16 protein-coding genes and 1 pseudogene are annotated in these 18,405 nt (G+C 40.1%); 10 read left to right on the forward strand and 7 right to left on the reverse strand.

From position 1 onward, the window contains the following. Nucleotides 1-6: 6 nt before the first annotated feature. Nucleotides 7-345: a PadR family transcriptional regulator gene (locus tag SB49_RS11835; RefSeq protein WP_062056852.1), complete on the reverse strand. Its 339-nt coding sequence runs from the start codon at nt 343-345 to the stop codon at nt 7-9. Nucleotides 346-467: 122 nt separating this feature from the next. Between SB49_RS11835 and SB49_RS11840 the strand changes: the two genes are divergently transcribed. Continuing rightward, nucleotides 468-1,517, forward strand: a complete 1,050-nt coding sequence (locus tag SB49_RS11840) for a ferredoxin--NADP reductase (protein ID WP_062056854.1) — start codon at nt 468-470, stop codon at nt 1,515-1,517. Nucleotides 1,518-1,570: 53 nt separating this feature from the next. Here SB49_RS11840 and SB49_RS11845 read toward each other — a convergent pair whose 3' ends face one another. Then, entirely contained in the window at nt 1,571-2,368 is a 798-nt protein-coding gene (locus SB49_RS11845) for a patatin-like phospholipase family protein (RefSeq protein ID WP_062056855.1), read from the reverse strand. A gap of 431 nt (nt 2,369-2,799) precedes the next feature. After that, nucleotides 2,800-3,795: an NADP-dependent oxidoreductase gene (locus SB49_RS11850; RefSeq protein WP_062056857.1), complete on the reverse strand. Its 996-nt coding sequence runs from the start codon at nt 3,793-3,795 to the stop codon at nt 2,800-2,802. Between the two features lie 299 nt (nt 3,796-4,094). Here SB49_RS11850 and SB49_RS11855 point away from each other — a divergent pair, with 299 nt between their 5' ends. The 8 genes and pseudogenes from SB49_RS11855 to SB49_RS11885 all read left to right on the forward strand — a co-directional run bounded on the left by SB49_RS11855 (nt 4,095) and on the right by SB49_RS11885 (nt 14,138). Further along, nucleotides 4,095-4,790, forward strand: a complete 696-nt coding sequence (locus SB49_RS11855) for a TIGR04282 family arsenosugar biosynthesis glycosyltransferase (RefSeq protein ID WP_062056860.1) — start codon at nt 4,095-4,097, stop codon at nt 4,788-4,790. A gap of 68 nt (nt 4,791-4,858) precedes the next feature. Continuing rightward, nucleotides 4,859-8,062, forward strand: coding sequence for a SusC/RagA family TonB-linked outer membrane protein (locus SB49_RS11860; protein WP_062056862.1), 3,204 nt, complete (start codon nt 4,859-4,861; stop codon nt 8,060-8,062). A gap of 9 nt (nt 8,063-8,071) precedes the next feature. Then, nucleotides 8,072-9,523, forward strand: coding sequence for a SusD/RagB family nutrient-binding outer membrane lipoprotein (locus tag SB49_RS11865; RefSeq protein WP_062056863.1), 1,452 nt, complete (start codon nt 8,072-8,074; stop codon nt 9,521-9,523). A gap of 71 nt (nt 9,524-9,594) precedes the next feature. Beyond that, nucleotides 9,595-10,929, forward strand: coding sequence for a sodium:solute symporter (locus SB49_RS11870; RefSeq protein ID WP_062056865.1), 1,335 nt, complete (start codon nt 9,595-9,597; stop codon nt 10,927-10,929). Continuing rightward, nucleotides 10,914-11,528 (forward strand): annotated as a pseudogene (locus SB49_RS11875) (metallophosphoesterase family protein); the annotation flags it as partial. The gene SB49_RS11870 and the pseudogene SB49_RS11875, both read left to right, overlap by 16 nt. Nucleotides 11,529-11,789: 261 nt before the next feature. Continuing rightward, entirely contained in the window at nt 11,790-12,125 is a 336-nt protein-coding gene (locus SB49_RS15905; protein WP_082591163.1) for an arsenosugar biosynthesis-associated peroxidase-like protein, read from the forward strand. Between the two features lie 107 nt (nt 12,126-12,232). Beyond that, a complete protein-coding gene (gene arsS, locus SB49_RS11880) occupies nt 12,233-13,288 on the forward strand; it encodes an arsenosugar biosynthesis radical SAM (seleno)protein ArsS (protein WP_062056868.1) in 1,056 nt (351 codons plus the stop codon). 235 nt (nt 13,289-13,523) lie between these two features. Then, entirely contained in the window at nt 13,524-14,138 is a 615-nt protein-coding gene (locus SB49_RS11885) for a TetR/AcrR family transcriptional regulator (RefSeq protein WP_062056870.1), read from the forward strand. 9 nt (nt 14,139-14,147) lie between these two features. Here the strand turns inward: SB49_RS11885 and SB49_RS11890 are convergent, their stop codons facing one another. The 3 genes from SB49_RS11890 to SB49_RS11900 are packed head-to-tail and all read right to left on the reverse strand — an operon-like array spanning nt 14,148 to nt 16,780. Further along, the gene (locus SB49_RS11890; RefSeq protein WP_335337876.1) at nt 14,148-15,221 is read right to left on the reverse strand and encodes a glycosyltransferase family 9 protein; all 1,074 of its coding nucleotides are present in this window, start codon (nt 15,219-15,221) and stop codon (nt 14,148-14,150) included. Then, nucleotides 15,205-15,810, reverse strand: a complete 606-nt coding sequence (locus SB49_RS11895) for a DUF4254 domain-containing protein (protein ID WP_062056874.1) — start codon at nt 15,808-15,810, stop codon at nt 15,205-15,207. Before SB49_RS11895 ends, SB49_RS11890 begins: the two co-directional genes overlap by 17 nt. A 31-nt stretch (nt 15,811-15,841) precedes the next feature. Next, complete coding sequence (locus SB49_RS11900; RefSeq protein ID WP_062056876.1) at nt 15,842-16,780, reverse strand: DUF6427 family protein; 939 nt, start codon at nt 16,778-16,780, stop codon at nt 15,842-15,844. A gap of 39 nt (nt 16,781-16,819) precedes the next feature. On the opposite strand from SB49_RS11900, the gene SB49_RS11905 reads away from it, so the two are divergent. Further along, complete coding sequence (locus SB49_RS11905; protein WP_062056878.1) at nt 16,820-17,041, forward strand: DUF6341 family protein; 222 nt, start codon at nt 16,820-16,822, stop codon at nt 17,039-17,041. An 82-nt stretch (nt 17,042-17,123) separates the two neighbouring features. Here SB49_RS11905 and purD read toward each other — a convergent pair whose 3' ends face one another. Continuing rightward, nucleotides 17,124-18,398, reverse strand: a complete 1,275-nt coding sequence (gene purD, locus SB49_RS11910) for a phosphoribosylamine--glycine ligase (protein WP_062056880.1) — start codon at nt 18,396-18,398, stop codon at nt 17,124-17,126. Nucleotides 18,399-18,405 lie beyond the last annotated feature (7 nt).

Consider the following 18,405-nt stretch of genomic DNA (forward strand, 5'->3'; position numbering starts at 1 on the left):
AAACGCTTAATTAATGCTCCAATTAGGATTCACCAAGTGTTGCATGCTCCTAATAAATTCTTCCAGCTCCGCCAATCTATTCTTGGTTTCTTTTACCCCGGCCTCTGTTAGCTTATAGTACTTGCGCAAGCGGTTGTCCACTTTGGCCACCTCAACATCCAATAACCCTTCTGCCTCCAGTTTGTGCAAGGCAGGATAAAGTGCCCCTTCCGTGATCTGAAGCTCCCCTTTGGTCAATTCCTTGACTTTTTGGGTAATCTCGTATCCGTACATTTTACCCTGCTTTTCCAGCAATTTTAAAATGATGGTGTTTAAACTTCCCTTATACAATTTGGCATTTCCCATATACGCGACTATAGACTCAAATATAGTTAATTTTCATATACATAAGGATTTTAGGTATATTTTTTTTAGTTTCCAATTTCGTATCAAGCAGTCTTTGCTTAATTTTGCAGGAAATTTTAACTATGGCAGATTTTCATTCCCTCACGGTTCACAATGTAAAACCTCTTACACCAGATTCCGTTGCGATTACTTTTACCATTCCCAAAGAACTTAACCAGACTTTTTTATTTACTTCTGGTCAGTATATCACTATAAAAAAAGAGATCAAGGGCAAGGAATTGCGCAGAGCCTATTCCATCAGTTCTTCTCCAACTTGTGGGAATATCACCATAGGGGTGAAGAAAGTGGATAAGGGTGGTTTTTCGGATTATGCCAATTCCAAAATTTCCGCAGGTGATGTATTGGAAGTAATGCCCCCTGAAGGAAGGTTTACCTTTAAGCCTTCCGATAAGGTGAAAAACATAGCCGCTTTTGCAGCCGGTAGTGGAATAACCCCAATCATTAGTATTGCCCGCACTGTTTTGGCGAGTAACCCGAAGAACAAATTCATGCTGGTCTATGGGAACAAATCGTACAAAGAGACCATGTTTTATACTGAATTGGTAAAACTTCAATTGGAATATGCCAATCGGTTTTTTGTTCACTTTATCTGCAGCCAGGAGCAGGAAGCGGATTCCCTTTTTGGTCGTATAGATGTCTCGACCGTAAATTATGCGCTAAAAAACAGGCACAAGGACATCATATTTGATGATTATTACCTTTGTGGGCCGGAAGCCATGATTAATTTGGTGACCGATACTTTAAAAGAAGATGGCGTTTCTGAAGATAAGATTCACTTTGAGTTGTTTACTTCAACCGAAATAATGGATGAGCTGCCAACTCACATTGAAGGTCAGTCCCAAATTACGATAATCCTGGATGATGAGGAATTTACCTTTTCCATGGACAAAAAGGCGCTGGTGTTGGATGCCGTTCTAAAAGAAAATATCGATGCTCCCTATTCCTGCCAGGGTGGGGTGTGCAGTAGTTGTATTGCGAGGGTGACCGAAGGAAAGGCCGAAATGGCAAAAAACCAGATTTTGACCGATGGGGAAATCGCTGAAGGTTTAATTTTAACTTGTCAGGCGCATCCTATTACGCCAACACTAAAGGTAGATTACGACGATGTATAACTCATATATAGAACTATAAAAGCCTTAAAACACCACTTCCTCAGTGGTGTTTTTTATTTTACCACTTTAACTTTTCCCAAAACTTCTTCCAATTTCCTAGCAGCGTGCTCATAGCCAATGGCATAAGCCTTTTCTATCCCTTTTTTATCCAAGATTCCGATTAGTTCCAGTTCTTTGGGCTCAAAGACCAAATCACATTTTTGAATCTTTTCCTTATTGATGGCATAGATCATTAAGGCCGTGGTCCTACTGGCGAGCTGAAAAGACGTGCTAATACCATCTTTCCCGATTTCTTTTACACTTGAAACATTGCTTCCTATAATAAAATCTGAAGTTTCGTTTATCTCGTTATATGGAAAATTGTTCATGATACCGCCGTCTGCATATAAATTCCCCTGTATACTGACTGGACTAAAAAGTGGGGGCAATGCTGCCGAAGCCAATAAAGGCCTGATTAATTCTCCTTCAGAAAACACCTTTTGATCTCCCATTTGAAGATCCGTAGCCACCACATGGAGTTTGCGGTGCAACTTGGAGAAGGAGTCCTCTGGAAAATAGGCCTTGAATAAATCGAAGTAGCGCTCCGTATCTAGAAGACCTGGCTTTAAAATGGTCATGAAATTATAACGGAACAAGGGGGTCTCCTTAAAAAAATAAAGCATGTCCGTAACGGAATTCCCATTGGCGTAAAGTGCCCCTACCAAAGCTCCCACACTGGTCCCTGCGACGACATTTGCGCCGATCCCGTATTCATCCAGAGCTTTGAGCATGCCAATGTGGGCAATGCCTTTTACCCCGCCTCCAGATAATACCAAACCAATTGATTTCGATTGTAACTCCTCTAATTCCATTACACTACCTATTTTCTTAATGCGATTACTTCAAACAAAAATTTACCTTACTAATCACTAAAAATACCTATTCCAACCCTTTAAAACACTGATTTAGGTTTGTTAAGGAGAAAGAAATAACAAACCGTTTGGTCTGTTATTAGCTCCAAAACTGCCCAAATCAAAAGAATTTGAGCACTTTAGCGGTAAAAACCGCTCATCGAACCCTACATATTTCAAAACGACCGTTTATTGGGCACGAATATAACTGACTACTAAGTCGGTTTATTATCTTACATCAAATATTCTTCCAATTTCTAAAATTATCAATACTATTCGCTGTTTTTATTTCAAGAAACAAAAAACCTGTTCCCCTTAATGGAAAACAGGCCTTCATATGTGTCATTTCTCTTACTGAGTATGACAAATGATTTACGGTTAAAAAGTTCGACTTAAACCTTTACAATCATCTTTCCTTTGTTCTTTCCTTTAAAAAGATCTATAAAGGCTTGGGGTGTTGCTTCAAATCCTTCAACAATGGTCTCCTTATAGGTTAGTTTACCTTCTCCCAACCACTGTCCCAATTGGTTCATGGCATCTGTGTACTTATCCGCATAGTCAAAAACAATAAAGCCCTGCATAAGAGCGCTGTTTTTTATCAAAAAAGGTTGTACACTGATACTTTTGGGCAATTCAGTCTCATTATAGACAGATATAGCACCGCAGATGACGAGTCGTGCTTTTTTATTGATGTTAAACAATACAGCATCGGAAATATTACCCCCCACATTGTCAAAATAAACGTCCACTCCATTCGGACAAGTTTCTGCTATAGCCTTTACCATGTTCTCAGTGGAATTGTAGTTGATGGCATCGTCAAAGCCAAATTCCGATTTTAATAGGGCCACCTTTTCATCGGTGCCAGCAATCCCAACAACTCTCAGTCCTAAAATCTTTCCTATTTGTCCCACTACACTCCCAACAGCACCAGCGGCACCTGAAACCAGCAAAGTTTCACCCTCTTTAGGCTTACCAATTTCAGTGAGGCCTAAATATGCGGTTAGTCCGGTCATCCCCAATATTCCCAAATATGCGGATAATGGCGCTTTTTTGGCATCTACCTTCATTAAACCGTCTCCTTTGGTGACTTGTTGTTCTTTCCAGGGTAAATTCCCAGTAACAAAATCCCCCTTATCGAAATTGCTGTTTTTGGTTTCCAGGACCTCAGCAACAATTCCTGAAACAATAGGTTGTTGTAGTTCAAAGGGTGGAATGTAGGATTTAACATCCCGCATACGCCCCCTTAGGTAGGGATCTACCGAGATATAGTTGGTCTTTAAAAGGATTTCCCCTGATTTAATTTCCGGAGTTGTTTCATCTATAATTTTAAAGTCGGACACTTTTGGCATTCCTTCAGGTCTGTTGTCGAGTAATATTGTCTTGCTCATAATTTCATTTTATATTTAGTTCAATAAAATTTCTTTCAATTCTTTCTTAAATATGCTCCATAATCAATTGGAAATAACTTGTAATACTAAGATAGCCACAAAATGTTAGTTCATTCAATACATAAAGCCTTTAACAAAACTATATAAGTTTCATCCCTTTTTAGTGCATCATTTATTTTTGTCAATGATCGAAAAAATCACCATCTGTTAAATTTTTAAGATATTGTAATTTAAAAGTTAGGGGTTCGACCAAACCCTTAACACCTATTTAACGTAGGTACATCAAAGTTTTTGTTTCCATGCCCCAAAAATTGAATATGACCACCGCTGTATTGGTATTTGCCAACTCCCCTTCGGCGGAAACGCTTCACAAGCCCATACACAATGCTGAGAACTTATATCATGAGCTAACGGGGCAAGTGATACAAACGGTTGAGAAATCTGGGCTCCCCTATTTTCATTTTACAGAGCACGAACAAACAGGCTTCAGTTTTGGTGAACGGTTCACAAATGCCATTCAGGCTGTTTTTGACCATGGTTTTGACAATGTCATTACCATTGGCAATGATAGTCCCCAACTAAAAGCATCTCATATTAAAAGTGCTTCCCTGCATTTAAATAAACAGGAATTTGTTTTAGGGCCTTCTACTGATGGCGGATTTTACCTAATGGGTATTCAAAGAACTCAGTTCAATGCCACAAAATTTAAAAATTTACCCTGGCAAACTAATAGGACTGCTACTACCTTACTAGGACTTATACAGGAAACGAATCCTAAAGTTGTAAGACTTGAAATTCTGACGGATGTGGATTGCATTTCAGACTTAAAGCAATTACTGAATTTGTTTCATAGCATTCCTAATGCGATAATGGAACAAATGCGTTCCATTCTGAGTGTCAACAGCCTCCAAGTTATATACGAACAAATCTATTTTTCCAAAGATTTTGGCAAGAGCTTTTATAATAAGGGGTCTCCTCTAGTTGCCCTTATTTAGCCATGAGACATGCATGATATTCTTGATGCATCAAACCAATTCTATTCATACCAATTATTACATTTAGAATGAAGCAGTTCGTTTTACTAACGGCCCTATGCTTTTTTGCATTGGGATCATCACAAACTATTATTTCGGGCAAGGTGACCTCTGAATCCGGGGAGGCGCTATCTGGTGTTAACATTATATATGTGGGAACCAATAAAGGTGCTACCACCAACAACTTAGGGGAATATGCCATAAATATACCAGACACTTCTGGTTCCTTGGAATTTTCCACCCTTGGCTTCGAAACCCAAATTGTCTCCATTCGCAACAGAGACATGATCAACATAGCATTGCGGGAATCCAGCCAAGAGTTGGATGAAGTAGTACTCACCGCCTTTGGACTTAAAAGGGAGAGCAAGGAATTAGGCTATGTAGTTCAGAGTTTAGATGCACAAGGTGTAACAGAAGTCCAATCGGTCAACTTTTTGGACAACCTGTCTGGAAAATTGGCAGGCGTAACCATAAACCAAGGTGCTACGGGAGTAGGATCTTCCTCTAAAATAACCATTAGGGGTGAAGCTTCCTTTTCCAACAACAATCCACTTTTTGTGGTTGATGGCGTACCGATCAACAACAACTCAGTTTTCAATTTTACCAATGAGGCGGCCGCAGGGTTTCAGGCGATAGATTTTGGTAACGGAGCCATGGAGGTCAACCCAGATGATATTGCTGAGGTGTCGGTTCTAAAAGGGCCAAGTGCCGCAGCCTTATACGGAACCAGAGCGTCCAATGGTGTCATAGTTATAGAAACAAAAAATGGTTCTAAAAGTAAAGGGCTTGGAATCAGTTACAATTCTAGCTTTTTTGTGGATTCTGCCTTTAAACTACCCGAGTTTCAAAACGAATACGGACAAGGAAATTCTGGCCAGTTTGCTTTTGTAGACGGTTTAGGAGGGGGTACCAATGATAATATTACCTACAGCTGGGGTCCTCGATTAGATCAAGGGATTTTGGTGCCTCAGTTTGATAGTCCGGTAATTTTACCTGACGGACGTACAGTACGTGGTGGAGATACCTCACTATATGATGGTATCGCCATTACACCCACACCTTTTGTTTCCAACCCAGATAACTTAAAGGACTTTTATAAAACAGGGACCACTACGATCAATAACCTTTCCATTGCTTCCGGCTTTGATAAAGGCAACTATAGATTATCCTTTACAGATTTACGCAGTGAATCCATTATTCCTGGGGTAAATTTAGATCGCCAAACGATAAGCGCCCGCCTTGGGTTTTCACCAACGGATAAATTAAAAATAAATTCATCCATCAATTACGTGAATTCCCAGAGTGATAACAGGCCCTCTAATGGCTATGGCTCAGAAAACGTGAATTACTCATTGGTTGCTTGGGGACCTCGGTCTCTGAACATCAACAACCTGAAAGATTATTGGCAGCCAGGTCTGGAGGGCCTGCAACAATACTCCTATAATTACACCTTTTTTGATAACCCCTATTTTATCCTCAAGGAAAACACCAACTCCTTTAACAGGGATAGGGTTTTTGGGAATATATCAGCCAAGTACGAAATAACAGATCATCTGAGTGCTACGGTTCGCACTGGAATGGACTATTCCAATGAATTACGCCAATTGAAAAGGGCATTCAGCTCCAACCGCTTTAGAAATGGCGGGTACGCGGAGCACGATGTGTTCTTTCGCGAGATTAATACGGATTTTCTTTTAAATTATACCAATAGGTTTGGTGATTTTAAGGTTGATATTTCCTTTGGTGGCAACAGAATGGATCAAAGGGCAGCAACCAATCAATCCCAAACCACTAGTCTGGCGCAGCCAGGTATTTTTAAACTATCAAATGCTGCTTCCCCGATTGAAGTGTTCGAATTTGAAGCTGAAAAACGTATCAATAGTTTCTATGGCTTGGCCAAATTCGGCTATAAAAATTACTTGTTCTTGGACATCACCGGTCGTAATGATTGGTCGAGCTCTCTGGCCACACCTTTTTCAGTGGACAACACTTCGTTCTTTTATCCTTCGTTCTCTGGCAGCTTTATTCTATCGGAGGTTACCAGTCTTCCAGATTTTATTTCTTTTGCAAAACTACGCGCTAGTTACGCCCAAGTAGGTAATGACACAAATCCTTATCAGACAACCGGTGCCTTTGTGGCCCAAACCCCTTTTAACGGACAGCCCACTTTTAGTGATCAAAATACCATCGCCAATCCCAATCTTAGGCCCGAAACTACAAGTGCTTTCGAAGTGGGAGCGGATATACGCTTTTTCAGAGACCGATTAAATTTTGATATCAGTTATTACAATGCGGTGACCAAAGATCAAATTATCTCCCTTCCTATTGGGGTATCATCCGGATACACGCAACAAGTGGTCAATGGAGGATCGGTAAGATCAACCGGAGTGGAGATCATTGCGGGAATAACCCCGATTACTACTCTTGATTTTACTTGGAGAAGCACCTTCAATTTTAGTACAAATAGGGCTACTGTTGAAGATCTACCTCAAGATGATGGTAGGCTCACCCTAGCTTATTCCAGAATATATGACAGTCAAAACCAAACGGTATTTTTACAGGTAGAAGAAGGCGGTAGGGTTGGTGACCTTTATGGCACGGGCTACCTAAAAAATGAGAATGGGGATTTTATACTAACCGATCAAGGGCGGTATATTGCCGACAACAATTTACAGAAATTAGGAAACTACAATCCAGATTTTATGCTGGGCTTTACCAACCAATTTCAATATAAAAATTGGGATTTAGGGGTGCTTTTAGATTGGAGAAAAGGTGGCATCATTGTTTCACGGACAAGGGCCTTAGGGAATGTAGGTGGACAGTTGGCCGAAACCTCTTTTAGACCAGAAGCAGGCATTGTGCCAGAAGGGGTAGTAAATGTTGGCACCCAAAATGCTCCGGTATACCAACCCAATACCGTTGCCCTAACTGCAGAAAGTTATTACCGACAATTCTACGACAGAAACCACGAGGAGAACAATACCTACGATGCTTCTTTTCTAAAGTTGAGACAGGTAGCTATTGGATATACTTTTGATAGTTTTAATGTATTCAAAACCGATGCAAATCTTCGTATATCACTCATTGGGAGGAATTTGTTTGCTATCACTGAAAATCCACATTTCGATCCCGAACAACTAGCCGTACAGGGCCAAGGTTTTGTAAGCGGTGTAGAAGATATGTCCTATGCAACCACTAGAAGTATTGGCCTAAAAGCCGGGTTTAATTTTTAATAAAGAAAGATGAAGAGTAATTTACATATAAAATTTTTGGGATCCATAATGGCTTTGGCCGTTATTACTTCATGCAACAATGACTTTGAGGAGATCAATACCAATCCTAATGCACCCGTGAGCGTACAACCTAGTTTACTGTTACGCCAAGTGATCTATGATTATGGGGAACAAATGTCCTATGAGGGTTTTACGGCGGGAAACCTTCTCGGACAATATACCACCGCCCTGGATTTTAACCTTTTTGATAGGCACAATTTAAAATCTCCCCAGCTGGGAGGAAATCCATGGCCAATTTTTTATAAAAATCTCCGTGACAATGAACTTATTTTGGATCAGGCCAGGACTGTAGAAACCTTTGCAGTATATGAAGGCCCCGCCCTTATTTTAAAGGCTTATATGACAGCGGCCTTGACAGATATCTTTGGGGATGTTCCCTACTCTGAGGCCTTTAGGGGGAAAAGTGAAACCGTTACTCCGGGGTATGACGCCCAAGAAAATATCTATTTGGAAGATGGGGGGATTTTGGACAACCTCAACAAAGGAATAGCGGCCATTCAAAACTACTCGGGAACCATTGCCTTGGAAGGGGATATTTTGTTTGAAGGAGACTTACAGGGTTGGATTCGTTTTGCGAATTCCCTAAAAATAAAATCCTTGATACGAATCTCTAATAAAATGGATGTTGCCGTGGAATTGCAGGCCATTTATGATAATGGGGACTACATTGATAATAATTCACAAAATGCTGTTTTTGATTTCACCGATGGGGAGCCCAATAATTTTAGATTGGCCCGTTTGCGTGTTGGGGATTTCAATAATTTTGTCCTTTCCGAAACCATGGAGGAAATCTTGGTAAATCTAAATGATGATAGGATAGAGCGATTGTTCCGTCCTTTCGCCAATAGCACCAATGAAGAATTCAATGGGCTATTAAACGGGATTGATGCCTCACAAACGTCAATAGCACTAGCCGATTATTCCTTGACAGGAACAATTTTCCGGGAAAATACCGGGCTATTGGATGCGAATTTTATGAGCAGTTGGGAGACCCAATTCTTATTGGCAGAGGCGGCCGAAAAAGGATTTATCACCGCAAGTGCAAAAGAATTGTACGAATTAGGGGTTACCCAGGCTTTTGAATACTGGCAGGTACCATTACCGTCTACCTACCTAACCATAGATGCCGCTTATGATCTATCTGGCACGGAACCTTTAGAACAGATTATTACCCAAAAATGGATAGCCAATATGATCAATGGGTATGAAGGGTGGATTGAATACAGGCGTACAGGCTTTCCGCAACTAAAAACCATTTCAGCGAGTCTGAACAACGACCTTATCCCGGTCAGAATGCCCTATCCCGCAGAGGAAGAGGCTTTGAACAATAAAAACTATACAACTGCTGCTACAGCAACAGATGGTAACAGCATCAATGTTAAAGTTTGGTGGGACGAATAATTCATTTCATGGTTGGGTTTTAAACTTTGGTTTGAGCGGTGGAAAAAATAAGTAAGAGATAAAAAATAGTTATGGAACAGTATTGGCAATGGGGTTTGATTATCACTTCTAGTATACTACTATTTGTGCTTTCTCCTCTTGCTAAAAATACCAATCAGTTTTTTAAAGCTGTGCATAAAAAGAAAGCCCCCAATACCTTTATGTTAATGGGGAGTTTGGTGATCTCTTGGATATTTGCGAAGAGCATAACCAACGCCGCAAATTTAGGGCTTGACTATGGAATTGTTGGAGGGGTAGCCTATGCTGCTTATTATGCTTCCTTTGCGGTGGCAGGACTTATCATTTATCAAATGCGCATGCAAGGTAAATTCCTCAGCATACACCATTTCTTAACCTCAAGATATGGAAAGGGTGCAGTTGCGGTATTTTCTATTCTCATAGCCATACGACTATTTAACGAAGTATGGAGCAATACCATGGTCATTGGCACCTACTTTGGGGAAACTGGATCATCCCCATATTTTTGGTCTATTTTAGTTTTTACGGCACTTACCTTGGCCTACACCCTAAAAGGCGGACTTAGTAGCTCCATATTTACAGACGCGATCCAAATGGCACTATTTTCCATTCTTTTGTTCATCATACTTTGGAATGTATTCCATGTAGATGCCTCTTTCTCTCCTTCTAAAGCCATTACAACCGGGGTGTGGAGTTTTGAAATGGGTGTCAATTTGCTTTTGGCGGCCCTTTTACAGTCCTTCAGCTATCCCTTTCATGATCCCGTGTTGACCGATAGGGGTTTTATCAGTAGCCCTAAAGTGACAAGAAAAAGCTTTTTATGGGCAAGTTTAGTGGGTGCCATAAGCATTATACTGTTCAGTATTATAGGAGTCTATGCGAAGCATGCAGGACTACAGGGACAAGCAGCCGTTGAAGTAGGAAAAGCTTTTGGTGTGGCCATACTATTGGTCATCAATTTTATAATGATCACTTCCGCAGCATCAACATTGGATTCAACCTTTTCCTCCTTTTCCAAATTACTATCCGTAGATCTTAAGTTGGGGAATACCTTGAAATTTGGACGATGGTCAATGGCCATTATTGCTATTTTAGGTACAATTCCCGTTTTTTTAAATGCAGAAATCTTATCGGCCACCACCATTAGTGGTACTATGGTCATTGGTTTGACCCCTGTATTTCTATTTTGGAAAAGTGAAACGCCTAAAATCAGTTTCTTTTTAAGTGTGTTTTGTGGAATATTATTTGGATTTTTATTGCTTTTGGAAGTTTTCCCACAGAGCCTGATCTTCACAAAGGGCAAATATGCCGATTTACTTTGGATTAATTTTTGGGGGATATTTTCCTGCATCTTATTATATTTTATACCCAAATGGATAAAAAAATAACACATCTGGGAACCCTATCGGGCAAGCTCATATTATTTGGGGGTGTTTATAGCAACCTTCAGGCCTTGGAGCGTCTTGTAGAAATTGCCAAAGAAGAAGGGATATCCCCTGAAAATTGCATCTGTACCGGGGACATTGTGGGCTACTGTGCACAACCGGAGGAAACGGTCGCTCTATTTAGACAATGGGGGGCAAAGAGTATTTCGGGCAATGTTGAGCAGCAATTATTTGAAGGTGCGGAGGATTGTGGTTGTGACTTCACCGAAGGCAGCAGATGCGATGGATTTTCAAAACTATGGTACCCCTACTCCCAAATGAAATTATCCGAGGATTCCATTGAATGGATGGGCCAGTTGCCCAACCATTTAACCTTTACCTATGGTGGGAAACAGGTGATGGTGGTCCATGGGTCTTACAGCAATATTTCTGAGTTTATATTTGAATCTACCCCAGATCATATAAAGCTTGAAAATTTTGAACAAACCCAAAGTGATATCATCATAGCCGGTCATTGTGGACTTCCATTTCATCAAAAATTGGCAAATCGCCAGTGGATAAACCCGGGAGTTATTGGGATGCCCGCCAATGAGGGAAAAACAAGAGTCTGGTATATGATCCTAGAAGAAATTAATGGGGAAGTACAAGTTTCACATCAATATTTTGAATATGACCATACCACCGCTAACCAGCTGATGATAAAAAACCATTTACCCGAAGCCTATGCGGACACGCTCTTAACTGGATTTTGGGACAATATGGAAATTCTTCCCGCAGCTGAAAGGCAATTACAGGGAAAATCTTATAATTTTAATCCCACCGAGGACCAAACAGAAGAAACAACAACTAAAAAAAATAAAAAAATGGCAGATTCATATTATGATCCAGCAGATTTAAGAAAGTTTGGCAAGATTACCGAATGGAGTGAGGAATTGGGAACAAAGTTTTTCGACTATTACGGAAAAGTATTCCAAGAGGGAGCCTTAACGGCCCGTGAGAAGTCACTCATCGCCTTAGCGGTATCACATGTGGTAAAGTGCCCTTATTGCATCGATTCTTATACCAAGGATGGCTTACAAAAGGGAATTACCAAAGAAGAAATGATGGAAGCGGTCCATGTAGGGGCAGCCATAGAAAGTGGCGCAACCCTGGTACATGGTGTACAAATGATGAAAAAGTACGATAAACTGTCCATGTAAATTAAATTATTGTTACTGCAGTACCATTGAGTTTAAAAGAATAGGAAAACCTCTTTATTCTGTAATCTTTTCATGGTTCTGCGAACTAAATACTGAATACAAAAAAAATGGCTACAAAATCTTTAAAAGCAAGACATGATGATCTTGTGATCGGTAACAAACAATTGGAAATCCTGAACGGTGGCATCTTCGAAGATGGGGAACTCCCCTACTTTAAGGATAAAATTGCCCAAATAGGTCATTTCCCACTTCGACCTAAGAAGTTGGAAATATTGCAGATCAATGTGGGCTATATGTGCAACCAGGTCTGTGAGCACTGTCATGTAGATGCAGGTCCGGACAGGAAAGAGATCATGACGCGTGATACGATGGAACAGTGTTTAGAGGTCATCCGTAATACGGGTGCCCACACCCTGGATCTTACAGGTGGTGCCCCAGAAATGAATCCCGATTTTCGTTGGTTCGTAGAAGAAGCATCCAAGGCGGGGATCCAGGATTTTATTGTTCGATCTAACCTGACCATCATCAGGGCCAATAAAAAATACTACGATCTTCCAGAATTTTTCAAAAAACACAACGTGCATGTCATCTCGTCCATGCCCCATTACACTAGAGGTAAAACGGACAAGCAACGGGGTGACGGAGTTTTTGATAAATCCATTAAAGCACTTCAGGAATTGAACGCTGTTGGATATGGCATGCCAAATAGTGATCTGCGATTGGATTTGGTTTACAATCCTTCAGGTGCCTACCTCCCAGGAGATCAGGCCGCCATGGAGCGCGATTTTAAAAAGGCATTAAAAGAAGATTTCGACATAGACTTTCATAATCTCTTTGCGATTACCAATTTGCCCATTGCCCGCTTTTTGGACTATTTGATAGCATCAGAGAACTACGAAGATTATATGTATGCCCTAGTGGAGGCCTACAATCCTTCCGCGGTAGCAAACGTAATGTGCACCAATACCATTTCTATAAGCTGGGACGGGTGGTTATATGATTGCGACTTCAATCAAATGCTGGACCTAAAAGTGGCCAGTAAGGTGAAACATATAAAGGACTACAATGAGGATATCCTTAATGATAGGAACATCATTATATCACAACATTGTTATGGCTGTACCGCAGGTGCAGGGAGCAGTTGTCAGGGTACAGTAGCCTAAATTAGGCCATTCTTGTAAGGTAAAATAAGGTGTAAATACACTTTATCCGAGATTAAAACCGACCAATTACCAACTGATTGGTCGGTTTATTTTTTAAAAATGACCCTTTTTTGTAGAAAATAGCCGTTATAACGATTTTATCGTGCGATACGTCTTTTAATATTTACCAAATCCTATATCTGTCTGTTCTTTGTTAAAGACTCTCGGGTCTGTTTTACCCCAAAACCCAAATCTCATGGAAAAGAACCTAAAACGCATGGCCACCATGCATCGTATGCAACGTACTGGACTAGAATTGTTTTATCAACAGGGATATTATAATACCAGTATAGATGACATCTTAAAAAAGCTGTCCCTTTCGAAAGGAGCGTTTTACTACCACTTTCAATCCAAGGAAGATTTCTTTATTAGTATTGTACAGAACCTTTTGTTCCAAAAAGTATACAGTATGCTTGTGGAGCCCATTGAAGGTCAGGAAGACCCTTTAAGCGTTATTTCCAAGTCCATAGAAGACGCCCTTGAAACGGCAGAGCACAATACAATGGATTTTGGTTTTGTGTTAAGCAACTTTATCACAGAATTCAATGGAAGGAATCCTGAAATCATGAAATATCTCATGGATATAATAAAAGTATGGGAGGTTAATCTGATTACGACCTTGCAAAAAGGAAAAACAGATGGATATGTAGACAGACATGTAGACAGTGAGGCCGTTGCCACTTATGTGATCTCATCTTATATAGGGGTGCGCACTTTAATGGTAGAAGGAAATTCAAAAATGTTACGCTATAAGTATGTACAACAATTGAAAAACTACTTCAAGTTGATTTCCCAAAAAGCTGTGGCCTAAGGAGGAAAACTACTCTTTATTCGAAACCGAATTTACTTTAGCAATGATAGCCTCAGGGGTTATGGTATCCATAACGTTTTCATAACCCTTGGGGAATTTATTACCATATACGGAAGTAGGAATCAATGGATATAGGTCCCTATCTGCCAATAATGCCTGATCAATATCTTGTCCAAATGGATAAAACCCGGCATAAGGATGGGTTACGCCCCAAATAGTTATAGTGGGTATTCCAAAGATCGCGGCCAAATGAGCGTTTCCGCTATCCATGGCCAGCATAAGGTCTAGGTGGGAAATAACGGTCAATTCCTCTTCGAAAGAAATCTTTCCCGCCATATTCACGCAATTACTGAACTCTGTTGCCCAGGATTCCAACTGTTCTTCTTCCTTCTTACCGCCTCCAAACAATAGTATTTTATGATTGGCACTTTCATTAAGCGCCTTAACCACCTTATGCATTTGTAGTAATGGGTACATTTTTACCTCAAATGCTGCGAATGGTGCTATACCGATCCATTTTTCAGTCTTTGGCCCTATAACCTTTTGGATGGTTGCAGACATTTCTCTTTTTGGAGCAGGGCTGACCAATTCTAAATTAACAGGGAATCCTAATATGGCAAAAACATCAGCATATCGCTGGTGAGAGGATTTTAATGGTTTGAATATTTTTTGGGAACCTGCAGTGAGGGCCTTTTTTTCAACGCGACCCTTATCTAGTTGCACAAAGGGAATGTTGGTCAGTCTAAAAAAAGCTTTTAAGATGGAGCTTCGCAGCACATTGTGAAGATCTGCGACTGCATCTATGCCAAGGCCTTTAAGTTCCTTAAAAAGACTATAGAGTCCGACTACACCCTTATGTTTCCCCTTTACGTCAGCAGCATAGACAGTAACGTTAGGAATTCCTTGAAATAAAGGGGTAAAAAAGCTTCTGGTTAAAACGGTGATCTGGACATTTGGATATTGACTTACCAAGCCCGACAGCACCGGGACCGTCATGGCCACATCTCCCATAGCAGACAACCTGATCACCAAAATGTGAGTGCTATCTTTTGATTTTAAAGAAATGTTACCCTTTTTGGCCACGAAGAATTGGGTTTAATTCCTCGTCGTTGTACATTTTCATCTGTTTGTAGACCTTCATGTACTTATTGCCAGCTTCTATATCTGTAAGTAATTGGTCAATTGCCAATGATAGATCCTTCTTTTGTTCTAAGAGGATGTTCAACTTTTGTTGACACTTTAATACGTGTTCTTCCGAAGCATCTGTCCTTTCTGCCTCTTCTTTCATATGGTATACCTTCAAGGCCAAGATTGAGAGTCGGTCTATCGCCCAGGCTGGACTTTCAGTGTTGATGGTGGCATCTGCCTTTTTTACAACCGATTGGTATTTTTTTAGAAAATAACTGTCGATATACTCCACCAAATCCGTTCTATCCTGATTACTGGCATCAATCTTACGTTTTAAAACCAATGCTGCACCTGGCTCAATATTAGGATCCCTTATGATGTCTTCATAATGCCATTGCACCGTATCGATCCAGTTTTTTCGATATAACAAATGGGCGATATCGTCCTTTTTATAAGGATTTGAAAATTCTTGATAAACATCATCCTTAACGTGATACTTCTGTATACTTTCTTCAAAAATGAAATAGGCAAATTCACTGAACATTTTTACGCGTATTTTAGGGCAAAGATACTTTTTATTTATTCAAGATATCCCCGAAGAAGATAAGGAAGGGAATAAGCACAGCAGCTATCAGTGCTATCTCCTTCACATTTGACCTCTTTATTGATTCTATATAATGGGTAAAGAAAATAACTGCTGGGAAGAAAGTCATCAATACAGGGTACGAATCATCGGCAGATATGAGTACGACGGAAATCACGGAAATAAAAAAGTACAGGGCTATCAGTCGCATCGCAATAATCTTTCCAGAGCCAGAAGTACGGAGTTTAACAAATGCCACTATCCCGGCTATAGTGGTCAATAGGATATAGATGACCAATTTAATACTGTTCCCAATATGTGTAAAATAAGCCACATTGAATTGATAATCGAATTGATAGTGTTTTTTTAAAAAAGTTGGATTGTCAACTATTAAAAGAACGGCATAGGAAATCATGGCCACCGTAAAAAAGCCGATAAAAGGTATCAACCAGTTCCTCCCATTTTTAGGGTCATACAGGTAAATAGCTATATAGACAAGAACAATATATACGATGGCCCAGTCATAAAACAGACTGGCCACTACGATCCAAAGTGAAGCATCGAATATCTTTACTTTAATATTTTTTAATGATTTTATGCTCAGCAATCTCCTAGCGGCCAACAAAAGGAAGAGATTGCACCAAATGGCATTTTTATCTGTAAGCACTTCGGGGAAAACCACCATTAACATGGTAAAAAACAAGATGGCAAAGGAATTTGTTTTGGTGAGTTTGTTCCGCTTTACAATAAAGTCAACCAAGAATATGCTGAACATTAAAAGGATCAAAAATCCCATTTTATATAGAAGTTCGTCAGAAAGCTCCGTCTGTACAAAAAGGAACAAATGGGCAAACCAATAGAACAAAAACAAAAACACCAACAAAATAATGTAGTTAATGGGTTTTGTTTTTCCAAAAATGCTTGAAATCATCCTAGGTTTTTATACTTTTGCAAGGTAAAGATAAATAAGATGACAGCATTTTTTGAAGGCATAGCGGATTTATTTGTAAACTACTTGTTTTGGCCATTTGACCAATTGCGTTTTATGGAAAATTGGTGGGCGGCCAATTTTTTAAATTGGATCTTTATGATCATCTGCACGGCTGCAATGGTATACTGGATGTTACAATTGAAAAAGTTCAACGATAGCGGAGAAGAGAGCAAGGACGCAACGGCTCATTCCTACATCTAAAAGGATTTAAAATAAAAACAAAATCCGCATTGGATATAGAAATCTATATTCGATGCGGATTTTCTATTCCATACATTTCCCTCTATTTCAAATCAAATCCAAGATCCTTACGGTAGTACATCCCGTCAAAATGAAGTTTATCTAAATTTCGGTAGGATATTGCTAAAGCTTCTTTGAAATTTTCTCCGAAAGACGTAATCGCCATGACTCTTCCACCGTTGGTAACTACTTTACCATCTTTTAGGGTAGTACCGGCATGGAACACCAAAGAATCAGAGATAGTGTCATATCCTGTTATTTCTTTTCCCTTGTCATAGGCTTCCGGATAACCTCCTGCAACGGTCATCACGGTTGTAGCGGTCCTATCATCTATTCTTAAATCAATTTGATCCAGGGTTTGATTGGCCACGGCCTCAAAAACGGCAACTAAGTCGTTCTGAATTCTTGGTAATACCACTTCGGTTTCCGGATCTCCCAAACGGACATTGTATTCGATCACTTTAGGTTCCTCCCCAACCTTGATCAAGCCGATGAAGATAAATCCCTTATATGGCAGGTTATCCTTTTTAAGACCCTCTACGGTAGGTTTCACCACTCGTTCGTGTATCTTGTCCATAAATGCCTTATTGGCGAATGGAACGGGCGAAATGGCACCCATACCGCCTGTATTCAAACCAGTGTCTCCTTCTCCTATGCGTTTATAATCCTTGGCTGTTGGTAAAACCTTGTAGTTTTTCCCATCGGTCAATACAAAAACACTTAGTTCAATACCAGAAAGGAATTCTTCAATGACCACTGTAGCGCTTGCATTTCCAAATTTGGCATCTACCAACATGCTCTGCAGTTCCTTTTTTGCCTCGGCTATGTCATTTAGAATTACCACTCCTTTCCCCGCCGCCAGGCCATCGGCCTTAAGCACATAAGGGGGTTTCAGGGTTTCCAGAAAAGCAAAGCCTTTTTCCAAGGTATCACTTGTAAAGCTTTGGTATGCCGCAGTAGGAATATTGTGGCGTATCATAAATTCTTTGGCAAAATCCTTACTTCCTTCTAAGGTAGCAGCTGCTTTTTGTGGACCAATGACGGGAATATGTTGTATTTCGGAATCGTTTAAAAAGAAGTCATGAATGCCGTTTACCAAAGGATCTTCGGGTCCTACAACTACCATGTTTATATTATTGGATATAACCGCCTTTTTTATGGCTTCGAAATCATTCACCCCAATGGATAAATTTTCGGCAATGGACGCTGTACCAGCATTTCCTGGCGCAACATAAAGTTGATCTAGTTTAGGACTTTGCTTTAATTTCCATGCTAAGGTATGCTCACGACCACCAGCACCAAGGATCAGGATGTTCATTTTCTAT

It is taken from the genome of Sediminicola sp. YIK13 (assembly GCF_001430825.1).
Lineage (GTDB): Bacteria > Bacteroidota > Bacteroidia > Flavobacteriales > Flavobacteriaceae > Sediminicola.